At 40.1% G+C, this 12,361-nt stretch carries 13 protein-coding genes, 1 riboswitch and 1 other annotated feature; of the genes, 9 read left to right on the forward strand and 4 right to left on the reverse strand.

Annotation, left to right across the window (positions count from 1 at the left end):
• The first annotated feature begins 1 nt into the window (after position 1).
• The 4 genes from AC4D4B_RS16475 to AC4D4B_RS16490 all read left to right on the forward strand — a co-directional run bounded on the left by AC4D4B_RS16475 (position 2) and on the right by AC4D4B_RS16490 (position 4,322).
• Positions 2-1,084, forward strand: a complete 1,083-nt coding sequence (locus AC4D4B_RS16475) for a tetraprenyl-beta-curcumene synthase family protein (protein WP_490996359.1) — start codon at positions 2-4, stop codon at positions 1,082-1,084.
• Positions 1,085-1,111: 27 nt separating this feature from the next.
• On the forward strand, positions 1,112-2,113 hold the full coding sequence (locus AC4D4B_RS16480) for an LLM class flavin-dependent oxidoreductase (RefSeq protein WP_490996360.1): 1,002 nt from the start codon (positions 1,112-1,114) through the stop codon (positions 2,111-2,113).
• A gap of 48 nt (positions 2,114-2,161) precedes the next feature.
• Positions 2,162-2,306: riboswitch (cobalamin riboswitch) on the forward strand.
• Positions 2,307-2,484: 178 nt separating this feature from the next.
• Positions 2,485-3,537 carry a FecCD family ABC transporter permease gene (locus tag AC4D4B_RS16485; RefSeq protein WP_490996361.1) on the forward strand — a complete coding sequence of 351 codons (1,053 nt, stop codon included), beginning with the start codon at positions 2,485-2,487 and terminating at the stop codon, positions 3,535-3,537.
• Positions 3,531-4,322, forward strand: coding sequence for an ABC transporter ATP-binding protein (locus tag AC4D4B_RS16490; RefSeq protein ID WP_490996362.1), 792 nt, complete (start codon positions 3,531-3,533; stop codon positions 4,320-4,322). The genes AC4D4B_RS16485 and AC4D4B_RS16490 overlap by 7 nt, the downstream gene beginning before the upstream one ends.
• A gap of 41 nt (positions 4,323-4,363) precedes the next feature.
• Here the strand turns inward: AC4D4B_RS16490 and mnmM are convergent, their stop codons facing one another.
• Together mnmM and mnmL are read right to left on the reverse strand one after the other, a co-directional pair.
• Positions 4,364-4,930: a tRNA 5-(aminomethyl)-2-thiouridylate-methyltransferase MnmM gene (gene mnmM / locus AC4D4B_RS16495; RefSeq protein ID WP_491000537.1), complete on the reverse strand. Its 567-nt coding sequence runs from the start codon at positions 4,928-4,930 to the stop codon at positions 4,364-4,366.
• Positions 4,920-5,894, reverse strand: coding sequence for a tRNA modification radical SAM protein MnmL/YtqA (gene mnmL / locus AC4D4B_RS16500; protein WP_491000538.1), 975 nt, complete (start codon positions 5,892-5,894; stop codon positions 4,920-4,922). Before mnmL ends, mnmM begins: the two co-directional genes overlap by 11 nt.
• Before the next feature lie 182 nt (positions 5,895-6,076).
• Here mnmL and AC4D4B_RS16505 point away from each other — a divergent pair, with 182 nt between their 5' ends.
• The 5 genes from AC4D4B_RS16505 (at position 6,077) to AC4D4B_RS16525 (ending at position 10,283) form a co-directional block, all read left to right on the forward strand.
• A complete protein-coding gene (locus AC4D4B_RS16505) occupies positions 6,077-6,340 on the forward strand; it encodes a YtzC family protein (RefSeq protein ID WP_490996365.1) in 264 nt (87 codons plus the stop codon).
• Between the two features lie 13 nt (positions 6,341-6,353).
• Positions 6,354-6,527 (forward strand): glycogen biosynthesis protein GlgD, encoded by a 174-nt coding sequence (locus AC4D4B_RS16510; protein ID WP_490996366.1) that lies wholly within the window; start codon positions 6,354-6,356, stop codon positions 6,525-6,527.
• A gap of 425 nt (positions 6,528-6,952) precedes the next feature.
• Positions 6,953-7,176: a binding site (T-box leader), on the forward strand.
• A 77-nt stretch (positions 7,177-7,253) separates the two neighbouring features.
• A complete protein-coding gene (leuS, locus tag AC4D4B_RS16515; protein ID WP_490996368.1) occupies positions 7,254-9,665 on the forward strand; it encodes a leucine--tRNA ligase in 2,412 nt (803 codons plus the stop codon).
• Positions 9,666-9,730: 65 nt separating this feature from the next.
• Positions 9,731-10,039 (forward strand): rhodanese-like domain-containing protein, encoded by a 309-nt coding sequence (locus tag AC4D4B_RS16520; RefSeq protein WP_490996369.1) that lies wholly within the window; start codon positions 9,731-9,733, stop codon positions 10,037-10,039.
• Positions 10,040-10,097: 58 nt separating this feature from the next.
• Positions 10,098-10,283: a sporulation protein Cse60 gene (locus AC4D4B_RS16525; RefSeq protein ID WP_490996370.1), complete on the forward strand. Its 186-nt coding sequence runs from the start codon at positions 10,098-10,100 to the stop codon at positions 10,281-10,283.
• A 215-nt stretch (positions 10,284-10,498) separates the two neighbouring features.
• On the opposite strand, the gene AC4D4B_RS16530 is transcribed toward AC4D4B_RS16525, so the two are convergent.
• Positions 10,499-10,966, reverse strand: coding sequence for a VanZ family protein (locus tag AC4D4B_RS16530; protein ID WP_491000539.1), 468 nt, complete (start codon positions 10,964-10,966; stop codon positions 10,499-10,501).
• Between the two features lie 15 nt (positions 10,967-10,981).
• On the reverse strand, positions 10,982-12,253 hold the full coding sequence (locus AC4D4B_RS16535; RefSeq protein ID WP_491000540.1) for a BaiN/RdsA family NAD(P)/FAD-dependent oxidoreductase: 1,272 nt from the start codon (positions 12,251-12,253) through the stop codon (positions 10,982-10,984).
• Positions 12,254-12,361: the final 108 nt, after the last annotated feature.

Genomic DNA, 12,361 nt, shown 5'->3' on the forward strand with positions numbered 1-12,361 from the left:
AATGAAATTACCCACTAGTGATATCAGCTTAGTAAAGAATGTATACAGAAATGTATTTCCGATTGTTCATCGGGAACTCGCGAGTTGGCAGGCAAAGGCAGAAAAAATCCCTAATGAAGAGCTGCGTACTCAGGCCTTATCCAGTATTGCCCACAAAACTTTCCATTGCGAGGGTGGTTCTATATTAGCTCTCGCAGCAGGTGAAAAAAAAGATGATGTCATTCGATTTATTGTTGCGTATCAAACCATCAGTGATTATCTTGATAATCTATGTGACCGCAGTACCTCACTTGATCCTAATGATTTTACGCTATTGCATCAATCTATGAAGGATGCTCTTAATCCGGAGGCCTTGACGAGAAATTATTATGAACTCAGAGAGGAGCAGGAGGATGGCGGGTATTTAGTCGAGTTGGTAAAAACCTGTCAATCTGTTCTGGCGAATATGGTGCATTACGAACATATCGAGCCTTATTTGAAAAAGCTTTGCACCTTTTATTGTGATTTACAAATACATAAGCATGTTAAATGGGAAGAACGGGTACATAGATTAGAAACCTGGTTCAATGAAAATAAACAGCAGCTTCCAGTAGGTCTGTCATGGTATGAATTCAGTGCTTGCGCAGGATCTACTCTGGGCATTTTTTGCTTAGTTTCATATGCAGTGCGAAAAAATTTCACTCAACATTTGGGAAAAGACATATATGAATCTTATTTTCCTTATGTGCAAGGATTGCATATTATGCTGGACTATTTTATTGATCAGGAGGAGGACCGCCAAGGCGACGATTTAAATTTCTGTTTTTATTACGAAACGGAAGAGCAAATGATTGAAAGACTTTGTTATTTTGTTGAACAAGCCAATTTAGATGTAACAAAAATACCGGATAGCAAGTTCCACAGCATGATTAACCAGGGGTTATTAGGTATTTATTTAGCCGATTCCAAGGTGAAAAATCAGTCGTCGGTTAAGAAATATACTAAAAAAATGCTAAGCTTGGGTGGCCGTTCAGCGTATTTCTTTTATTGGAATAGTAAGCTGTATCATGCGTTTAAGAGGATGAAGAAGAATAGGCGAGTCTAGCATTCAATACTAAGGGGATGGAGCAGAATGGTAAAGTTAAGTATTCTAGACCAGTCACCGCGCTCTGTTGGAGAGCCTTCAGAGCAGGCACTTGCTAATACGGTCAAACTGGCAAAATTGTCTGAGGAGTGGGGATACTCAAGATTTTGGGTCAGCGAGCATCATGATAGTCAAGGCTTGGCAGGATCTTCGCCTGAGATATTGGCAACATGGATTGCTGCTCAAACAGATAAAATAAGAGTTGGAACAGGCGGTGTTATGCTGCCTCATTACAGTGCTTACAAAGTAGCCGAAAACTTCAGAGTATTATCTGGTTTAGCTCCGGGAAGAATAGATTTGGGAATCGGCAGGGCTCCTGGAGGGATGCCAAGAGCAACACGAGCGTTGCAGGAAGGTAGAGTACAGGAACTGCATCGTTTTCCTGATCAGGTAGATGAATTATCCTGGTATCTCTATGATCAAATACCGGAATTGCATCCTCTATATGGGTTATCCGTGACACCTACCATTACGTCTCCGCCGGAATTATGGATGCTTGGATCTAGTTCTTCCAGCGCGGCTCTTGCAGCCCAAAAGGGTATACCCTATAATTTTGCTTTGTTTATTAACAGTGAATATGCTGAAGAAAATATGAAGCATTATCATGAAGCATTTCGACCTACAGAGTTAGTACAGAATCCATCGGGTATGGTTACTGTATTTACGGTTTGTGCGGAATCGGATGAAGAGGCAGAATATCTGGCTGGTTCATTGGATTTATCGATGCTGTTTCTTTCACAGGGAATTATAAGAGAGGGAACACCTCACCCAAAAGAAATTCATGAACTGTCATTATCGCAGTTTGAGAAAGCGCGGATCGATTACAACAGGAGCAAGATGATTATCGGTTCTCCTAAAACGATCGGGGAAAAAATTAGAGAGCTGAGTGAACGCTTCTTTACAAATGAAATTATGCTTGTAACGATCACCCATTCATATGAGGCTAAAGAGAATTCCTTTAGATTAATTGCCGAAGAACTGTTGAAATAATGGTGGATTTGATATTACTCAATCAATCTATTAGAATAAGAATGAAATCTCATAAATCACTTTAAAAGTGCCTCGGTACACGAGGGTAAAAGGGAAAACGGTTCAAATCCGTTGCAGCCCCCGCTACTGTACTTACTAAATCACGATTTGATTTAGTAAAAGCCAGGAAACCTGCTTTTAGAGTTTTAGTACTTATTTTTCGGAGGGAAAAGTAGGCTTATTGTATTCACAGGCGTGAAAAAGTGAATCCTTAGCTCAATACCATCCTGAGCTAAGGATTTTTTATGTGTTGAAGCTGTTTAATCTTGATTTAAAGTGCATGAATAATCCGAGGTTCGCCGTAGGAGTAAAGAGGAATTGAAGTATAAGCTATGAATAATAAAAATAGAACAACCGGTATTTATTTTGGGAGTATCCTGTTTTTGCTGCTCGCTGCGCTGCTCGGTTTGTTTATAGGCAGCGTGGACATGTCATTTAAAGATATTCTTGGAATTCTCTTAAAAAACGTGACCGGCCAGGAATCCTTCTATACCGGTCCAAAAAATATAGAAATGATCATTTGGAATATACGATTACCGAGGGTACTGATCGCTTTATTTGTGGGTGCCGCACTGGCACTTGCCGGTGCTGCCTTTCAGGGACTTTTGCAAAATCCACTATCTGATCCATATACGATCGGAATTTCTTCCGGTGCTTCGGTTGGGGCAGTGATTGTTCTATTCTTTAATATCGAATTTGCTCTTTTTGGTCAGTTCACCTTGCCGCTTGTTGCAATCGTGTTTAGTTTTATTACCTTGTTTATTGTATTTGGCATTACAAAGGCGGCCAGTGTTACCTATGCGAATGAGACCATTATTTTAGCCGGTATAATTATGAATTCATTCATTGGCGCTGTGGTCTCACTTATCATTGCGCTATCCTCAGGGGATCAAATGAGGGAGGTATTAAACTGGCTGATGGGCAGTGTGGCCATGAAAAATTGGGGGCACGTCAGTATATTGATTCCCTTTTTTATTATAGGAGCGTCCATCATTTTATTTCATTATCGTGAACTAAACGGGATGGCTCTTGGAGATCAATCCGCCCAATATAATGGAATCGATGTGAAACGAAAGAAAATAACGATTATTATTGGGGCAGGACTATTAACGGGTGCCGCAGTTGCTGTATCAGGAGCTATTGGCTTTGTTGGACTGGTTATTCCACATCTTGTTCGCCTGATTGCTGGTGCTGACCATCGCCACTTACTGCCGTTATCCATGATTATTGGAGGTGGATATCTCGTATTGGCTGACTTGATTGCACGTACGATTATCAACCCGCAGGAATTACCAATCGGTGTCATTACTGCCTTAATCGGTGCACCGGTATTTACTATCTTACTGATTAAAGAACGGATAAAAAGAAGGAATTTGACATGTTAACTGTAGAGAGCCTCAGTGCAGGCTATCATAAAAATAAGCGAGTGCTTCAGGACTTTTCTATTAAGGTTGAGAGCGGAGATTTTTTTGCTCTTCTGGGTCCAAATGGAAGCGGTAAGACGACATTGATTAAAAGTATATTGGGGAAAATGGAATATAAAGAAGGGACTTCAATTATTAATGGGAAAAGGACCTCATCCTATAAAACCGGAGAATTGGCTAAAATAGCTGCCGTGTTAAGTCAGGAACAGATGGTGGGAATAGATTTTACGGTGGAAGAAATCGTACTCTTAGGCAGATATCCTTATCAGGAAAAGGGATTTTTTAATCATTACCGTAGTGAGGATTACTCAATTGTTGATGAGTGTCTGGCTCAGACAAACACGCTGAAATTTAAATATACATATTTTTCGTCATTAAGCGGCGGGGAAAAGCAACGTGTCCTTTTAGCAAAGGCTTTGGCCCAGCAGCCAAAGCTGCTGTTTCTCGATGAACCTACAAATCATCTGGATGTAAAGCATACAATTGAATTGTTAAATCTATTAAAGAGGCTCCAGCTTCAAAATGGTCTGACGATTGTCGCTATCCTCCATGATTTAAACATGGCAGCTTTATATGCAGATAGATGTGCTTTGCTTAAGGATGGAAGGAAGGTGGCGGAGGGTGGAATAGATTTACTTTATGATGAAACCTTGCTTTCGTCTGTATACGAGGTAGATCTGGTAAGTCGCCCTCATCCTATTACGGGAACACCGCAAATCTTTTTTACTCCTGAAAACTATAAATGATTTTATATAAAAAGTGTGAGCTTCCGTGAGCTCACACTTTTTTAACGTTTTTCGATAGCGATAATAAATGGCGGGTTGTTTTTTTGATTCATAAATCGATATTCCAGCACATGGGCCGTATCCTGTGGAAGCTCTGTAACGAATTTGATTAATTCGTCACGTTCAATATCTCCGCCAGGATGACCGTGATAGATGACAAGAACTATGATGCCTTCAGGCTCCATAATATCGAGTAATGATGTTACAGCCTGAATCGTGGTAGGAGCGGTTGTAATGATTTCTTTATCGCCGCCAGGCAAATAGCCTAAATTAAAGATGGCGCCTGTTACAGGTTTGCCAGATGGGATAAATTCCTGTAAGCGCTCATGACCTGCTTGAATCAGTGTTACCCGCTCCTGAAGCTCATTTGTCATCAGTCTCTCTTCCGTTTTTTGCAAGGCAGATTCCTGAATGTCGAAGCTGTATACATGTCCATCCGGACCAGTTAAATTTGCTAAAAATACGGTGTCATGCCCATTGCCCATCGTACAATCAATAGCTATATCACCAGGTTTAACTGCTTTTTCAAGCAATAGTCTTGCGAAGGGAAGGATACGATCAAGCTTCATTGATGACAGCATCCTTATTTGGTACATAAAATTTACCTTGGTAGCTATTACGACGCTTTAATTCAGCATCAATGGCATTTAATACTTCCCATTTATTAACGCTCCACATTGGTCCAACCATTAGATCAATTGGTCCGTCACCGGTAATACGATGGACAATCATTTCAGGTGGAAGGATCTCCAACTGATCACAGACGAGATTGACATATTCATCTAACGAAAGGAATTCCAACATTCCTTTTTCGTATTGTTTCACCATTGGAGTGCCCTTTAAGAGATGCAAGAGGTGAATTTTAATTCCCTGTACATCTAGTTTAGCAACTTCTTTAGCCGTCTCCATCATCATTTCTGGAGTTTCAAGCGGTAAGCCATTAATGATATGGCTGCAAATGCGTATACCATGTTTCCGAAGCTTGTTTACTCCCTCCACATAGGTTGGATAATCATGTGCACGGTTTATGATATTAGCTGTTTTCTCGTGAACAGTTTGCAGGCCAAGCTCAACCCACAGGTAAGTACGCTCATTTAATTCAGCTAAATATTCTATTACATCATCAGGCAGGCAGTCTGGACGAGTGGCAATGGATAATCCGACTACACCTTCCTCGTTTATGACGGTTTCGAATTTTTCCCGTAACACCTCAACGGGCGCATGGGTATTCGTATAAGCTTGGAAGTAGGCCATATACTTGCCGTCCTTCCATTTTTGATGCATTTTTGCTTTTATATCGGCAAATTGTTTTTGCAGATCCTCAGCACGATTACCGGCAAAATCACCGGATCCAGCGGCACTGCAAAAAGTACAGCCACCAAAAGCTACCGTGCCATCACGGTTCGGGCAATCAAATCCACCATCAAGAGCTACTTTAAATACCTTGTGACCAAATTGATTGCGGAGATGATAATTCCATGTATGATAACGTTTGTCGTCACTTGCATATTGAAAAGGGTTAACCTGTTTCATTACAAAACCCCCCTGTTTAGATTTCAAGAACATAAACTCCATTCTACCACGCTGATGTATACTTTCCAATTGACTATTATTAGCAGCTATTAAAAATCACTAATCTTTTTATTTCAAAGGGGCATAATGGATAATGGATGAGCTTTTGTAAACCAATCCAATGAAAAAAGGAGAGGGTATCTTTGGCTACACGAAAATCCATGGGTGAGTGTATGGAACGATGTGCTAATGCAATTGAATTCGCAGAAGAGCAATATAAGGAGTCTGCAAAACAGGAGCATTACAATGAAGCAGGATATACCGAGGCATTGGTCAGATTGGAAAACTCATTTAATGAGTTAGAGGCAATGGATCACAGTGCAAATGATCAACAGCGTGATATGTTGAACCGTATGAAAATACAGGTTCAGGATATTCAGCATGCAATGGTTGTGCGCAGACGCTAAGGGGGTATTCACTATGCGAAAACGTTCTAAACATAATAATCCGGAACAAAAGACTCGTAATGGCATTAATAATCAAGATATCGAGGCCGGTGAAGATCAAGATATTATAAAGAGGGCTAAAAAGATGAACGAAGCATCTGGAGGCCAACAAACTAAAGCAACAGTTCATCCAAAGCAATATAAATAAAACAGCAGGCACAGTCTATATGGCTGTGCTTGTTGGTTTTATTTGTATAGAGAGGTGAGTGATGGTGGGGATGATACGGCGGAATCCAGCTGAATCGATGTGTAATTCAACCAGATGAAGGAGTCGTTCAGTAAAATGAGAGGAATCCGGCCGGATCAGTGTGGAATCCAGCCAATCGACAAGGAAATAGAGCCGAATAGGCAAGTAATCCAGCCGAATCGGTGTGGAATCCAGCCAATCGACAAGGAATAGAGCCGGATATGCACATAATCCAGCCCCAGTTTCCCCCTACCAATCACACATAAATTATTATAAAACCTGTATAATGGAAGCTAAATTTGTCAATGATTGAAAAAACAGTCTAAATTGACTTGAACTTTTTAGCTGATTTACATACAATGAATGTATATATTTTTTGGATAACATGAATAACTTTGAGAGGGATCAGTAGTAATGTTTGTTCTTTTTAGAGAGTTGACGGTCGCTGCAAGTCAACAGGACACATTATGAACTCACCCTGGAGTTGCAAGCCTGAACTAAGAGTAAGGGTTGCCGTACATCTGCGTTAAAGAGTCGAGCCGGATGCATATTTACTGCATCAATCAGGGTGGTACCGCGGGAAGTTAATAACAAGCCTCTCGTCCCTACTTATTAGGGATGAGTGGCTTTTTTTATTGTTTCAAGCTTTTAAGCACAGCAATTTTGAACCATGTAGGAGGAATTAGGATGAGTTTCAATCATGTAGAGATTGAAAAGAAATGGCAATCTTATTGGGAAGAACACAAAACATTCAAAACGACTGATCATGTAGGGAAGCGTAAATTTTACGCTTTGGATATGTTTCCTTATCCATCAGGAGCTGGCCTTCATGTAGGGCATCCTGAAGGATATACAGCAACAGATATTCTATCTCGCATGAAACGTATGCAGGGATATAATGTCCTTCATCCAATTGGCTGGGATGCATTTGGATTGCCTGCCGAGCAATATGCTCTTGATACAGGAAATGATCCGGAAGAGTTTACAGCTAAAAATATCGGTACATTCACGCGTCAGATTAAATCACTTGGGTTCTCCTATGACTGGGACAGGGAAATCAATACCACAGATCCAGAGTACTATAAATGGACGCAGTGGATTTTCTTGAAGCTATATGAAAAAGGACTTGCCTATATGGCTGAAATACCGGTTAACTGGTGCCCGGCACTGGGAACAGTTTTGGCCAACGAAGAAGTTATCGATGGGAAAAGTGAGCGAGGCGGACATCCGGTTATCCGTAAGCCTATGCGCCAATGGATTTTGAAAATCACGGCTTATGCAGATCGTTTGATTGAGGATCTGGATGAATTGGATTGGCCTGAAAGCATTAAGGATATGCAGCGTAACTGGATCGGCCGCTCTGAGGGCGCATCTGTAACCTTCAAGATTAAAGGTACGGAAGAATCCTACACGGTATTCACAACACGTCCAGACACCTTGTTCGGGGCAACATATTCTGTCTTGTCACCAGAGCATCCACTTGTGGATAAAATTACAACAGCAGAGCAAAAAGAAGCAGTTGAAGCGTATAAAAAGGAAATTCAATCTAAGAGCGATCTTGAGAGAACAGAGCTTTCTAAAGAGAAAACAGGTGTATTCACAGGAGCATATGCAATCAACCCAGCAAATGGGGAAGAGATTCCAATCTGGATCGCTGATTATGTATTGATGAGCTATGGTACAGGTGCCATTATGGCAGTTCCGGCTCATGATGAACGTGACTATGAATTCGCTAAGAAATTTGATTTGCCAATCCGTGAAGTTGTAGCTGGCGGGAATATTGAAAAAGAAGCTTATGCAGGAGAAGGAGAACATGTAAACTCTGAATTCTTGAATGGCTTGAATAAAGAAGAAGCAATTAGCAAAATGATTGAATGGCTTGAAGAACAAGGAATTGGTGAGAAGAAAGTAACTTATCGTCTACGTGATTGGAACTTTTCTCGTCAGCGTTATTGGGGAGAGCCTATCCCAATTATTCATTGGGAAGACGGTACTATGTCAGCTGTACCTGAATCTGAGCTCCCGCTTATGCTTCCGAAAACAACCGAAATTAAACCATCCGGCACAGGTGAATCTCCTCTTGCCAACATTGAAGAGTGGGTAAATGTAGTAGATGAGAACGGCCGTAAAGGAAGACGCGAGACAAATACAATGCCTCAATGGGCGGGCAGCTGCTGGTACTTCCTGCGCTATATCGATCCGAAAAATCCAAATGCAATCGCTGATCCTGAAAAGCTTAAGCATTGGATGCCTGTAGATACGTATATTGGCGGAGCAGAGCATGCTGTACTTCACTTGCTTTATGCAAGATTCTGGTACAAATTCTTGTATGATATTGGTGTTGTTCCAACAAAGGAACCTTTCCAAAAGCTATTTAACCAAGGAATGATACTTGGGGAAAATAACGAAAAAATGAGTAAATCCAAAGGGAATGTAGTAAATCCGGATGATATCGTAGAAAGCCATGGTGCGGATACACTTCGTCTATATGAAATGTTCATGGGACCGCTTGATGCATCCATTGCCTGGTCTGCAAATGGACTTGATGGTTCCAGACGTTTCCTTGACCGTGTTTGGAGATTGTTTATCACCGATGACGGTACAGTAAATGATAAAATCACTGAATCGAACGATACTCGTCTTGAGAAGATTTATCATCAAACGGTTAAAAAGGTAACAGAGGATCTGGAGGCACTTCACTTTAATACAGCTATTTCTCAAATGATGGTGTTTATTAATGAAGCGTATAAAGCAGAAATCCTTCCAATTCAATATATGGAAGGCTTTGTGAAGCTATTGTCACCTATTTGCCCTCATATTACTGAAGAACTTTGGAGCAGACTTGGCAACAATGAAACACTTGCCTATGCTTCATGGCCTGCGTATGATGAGTCCAAATTGGTTGATGATGAAATTGAAATTGTTATTCAAATAAACGGTAAAATGAGAGCAAAACTTCAGGTGCCTGCCGGCATTACGAAAGAAGAAATGGAAAAAATCGTAATGGAGAACGGAAAGGTACAAGAGCAAATCGACGGTAAAACAATCCGTAAGGTAATTGCTGTTCCAGGAAAATTAGTAAATATCGTTGCAAACTAACAAGTGCGGCCGTCTTACGTTTAATTAAACGTAAGACGGCTTTTTTATAAAGGGGGAAAATGGAGATGGAAGAAATAAAAATTATCCAACCGGAAGAGCTGCAGAGCAGAATTGAAAATGGTGAGGAATTATCCATCATTGATGTGCGGGAGGATTATGAAGTCATAAATGGTATGGTGCCAGGTGCTATTCAAATGAGAATGGGAGAAATACCAGATCGGCTTGATGAGCTTGATAAAGAAACAGAGTATATTCTAATCTGTCATGCAGGAGTAAGAAGTGAAAATGTGGCTTATTTTCTGCAGGAGAGAGGATATAAGACAGCCTCTATGGAAGGCGGTATGATGCATTGGCAAGGGGAAATTATATTCTGAATAGTATAAAAATACTGAGGTCTGGCAAAGATAGATAAAAACAGGAGGAATCTTTGCCGTGATTCAAGTGAAAATGTTTGATTATGAACATGAAAAAGACCTGGAAAAAGGGATGAATCATTTTCTCGAAAAAATAGATGAGGACAGAATTGTAGATATAAAATATAATATAGCAGCTTTCGGTGAAGAGGATGAGGAAGACCAAATCTATTGTTTTAGTGCAATGGTTATCTATAAGAAATGAGCAGGCATCATTGTAGGTAAACTTAATTCTTGGCTCATATCTACACAAATGACAATGTCTATTCTCAGATGAAGTGGAACATCTAAGAAATAATCCATACGTTGATGAATTTAATTTTGACCAACCCAATTGTCAAAGCCTAAATTACATTGAATAAAGTAAAAATAAGTGGAGAAAACAAACTGTTTCTCCACTTATTTTTAGGATTGAACTTATTAGTTTACGGGTTTTTTGAAAAGCTGATACATGAGCTTGAAAACGAGGTATCCAAAGAAACCACCGATTGTATTTAATAGAATATCATCTACATCAAATCCACCGACATGGAATGTTAGCTGCATCGTCTCCACAAATAAAGAAAACAGGAAGGACAGAAACGTGATAATTAGAAAATTTCTCAGCTTTTTAAATGCGATTGGCAGAAAAAATCCAAACGGCATAAAAGCGAGAATATTACCGAATAGATTCGAAAACCAAATTTTAAATTTGAAGTAATCAGCAAACGTAATATACATATTGATTGTTTTAAATGGAACAAGATTATAAGATTCTATTCTGTCTTCTTGTCTGTAGTATCCAAAGAACAAAAGATAGGAAAGGATGGCTAAATAGATGAAAAACAACATGTAAATAAGCGGCGAAAACAGCTTATTGTTTTTTATCGTTTGGGCTATATCCTGCACTTATACCATCCTTTCTTATGCCAGGAAATTATTCTTTTCTGCAGCATTTAATCCTGCTAAACGGCCGGTTACCAAAGCTGAAGTGATATTATAGCCGCCCGTATATCCGTGAATGTCCAAGATCTCTCCACAGAAATATAAGCCATTCATGAATTTACTGGCCATTGTTTTTGGTTCAACTTCTTTAACCGATACTCCTCCGCCAGTCACAAATGCCTTCTCTAAAGAAAGTGTTCCATTGACATGGACAGGGAACTTTTTAATATCTTTGCTTAAAGAACGCCATTTCTCATGGGCGATGACTGCACCCTGCGCAGAAGGGTCAATCTGGTTACGCTCCAGTAAAAATAATAAATATCTTTCAGGCACTAAACCTTTTAAACTGTTTTTAACAGCCTTTTTATCATCAGATTTAATAATTTTTATAATCTGTTGGAATACCTGTTCTTCATTTAAATCAGGCAGCGCATCAATTTGGACAATGACCTCTTTAAGATTCCATTTTTTAAGGGCCTTCACAACAAATTGGCTGCAGCGGAGGACACCTGGACCTGATAGGCCAAAATGTGTGAAAATCATATCCATGCGATGGGTAATTAATGGTTTTCCTTTAGGATTCATCACGCTGATTGCGACATCACGAAGTGAAAGTCCCTGTAATGTTTTCTGTTTGATAAAATCTTCAGCTGACGTTAGCGGAACCTCAGTTGGGAATAGCTCTGTAACAGTATGTCCAGCTTTTTCAGCCCAGGCATAGCCATCACCGGTTGACCCGGTGTGAGGAACGGATTTACCGCCAACAGCAATGACAACGGAGTCAGCTTCGATCGTTTCGCCCGTTTGTGTCCGAACGCCAATTACTTTCCCTGATTCATACAAAACATCTGCTATAGGTGAGTTTGTACGTATATCAGTACCCAATTGCTTCAACCTATTCATCATCGCATCTACAACGGATTGGGCTTTATCATTAACCGGAAACATTCTTCCGTGATCTTCCTCTTTTAATTCGACTCCCAGTTTCTTGAAGAAAGAAATAATTCCCTCATTATCAAATTCAGAGAATGCACCGTACAGGAATTTGCCATTACCGGGGATATGCTTAATAATCTCATCAATCGGCAGACGATTCGTGACATTGCATCGACCTCCGCCTGAAATGGCCAGCTTACGTCCAAGCTTGGATCCTTTATCTATTAATAAGGTGGAAGCGCCGTTTTCTGCTGCTGCTATGGCAGCCATTAAACCGGAGGGGCCTCCTCCTATAATTATTACATCGTATTTCATTATTCCATCTCTTTTCTAAAACATGCTAATATGTTCTATTATAAGTGATTTTATGAATAAGGCAAAAGTCGTAAACAAATTGAAGTTCAATTGTCAAAAAGGATAGAA

It is taken from the genome of Pradoshia sp. Z6_59 (genome assembly GCF_058267515.1).

Coding starts and splice junctions, on each gene's coding strand:
- mnmL (WP_491000538.1), bottom strand. CDS start 5,894: ATGAAACAGGTTAACCCTTTTCAATATGCAAGTGACGACAAACGTTAT.
- AC4D4B_RS16510 (WP_490996366.1), top strand. CDS start 6,354: ATGCGAAAACGTTCTAAACATAATAATCCGGAACAAAAGACTCGTAAT.
- mnmM (WP_491000537.1), bottom strand. CDS start 4,930: ATGAAGCTTGATCGTATCCTTCCCTTCGCAAGACTATTGCTTGAAAAA.
- AC4D4B_RS16475 (WP_490996359.1), top strand. CDS start 2: ATGAAATTACCCACTAGTGATATCAGCTTAGTAAAGAATGTATACAGA.
- AC4D4B_RS16535 (WP_491000540.1), bottom strand. CDS start 12,253: ATGAAATACGATGTAATAATTATAGGAGGAGGCCCCTCCGGTTTAATG.
- AC4D4B_RS16490 (WP_490996362.1), top strand. CDS start 3,531: ATGTTAACTGTAGAGAGCCTCAGTGCAGGCTATCATAAAAATAAGCGA.
- AC4D4B_RS16480 (WP_490996360.1), top strand. CDS start 1,112: ATGGTAAAGTTAAGTATTCTAGACCAGTCACCGCGCTCTGTTGGAGAG.
- AC4D4B_RS16520 (WP_490996369.1), top strand. CDS start 9,731: ATGGAAGAAATAAAAATTATCCAACCGGAAGAGCTGCAGAGCAGAATT.
- AC4D4B_RS16485 (WP_490996361.1), top strand. CDS start 2,485: ATGAATAATAAAAATAGAACAACCGGTATTTATTTTGGGAGTATCCTG.
- leuS (WP_490996368.1), top strand. CDS start 7,254: ATGAGTTTCAATCATGTAGAGATTGAAAAGAAATGGCAATCTTATTGG.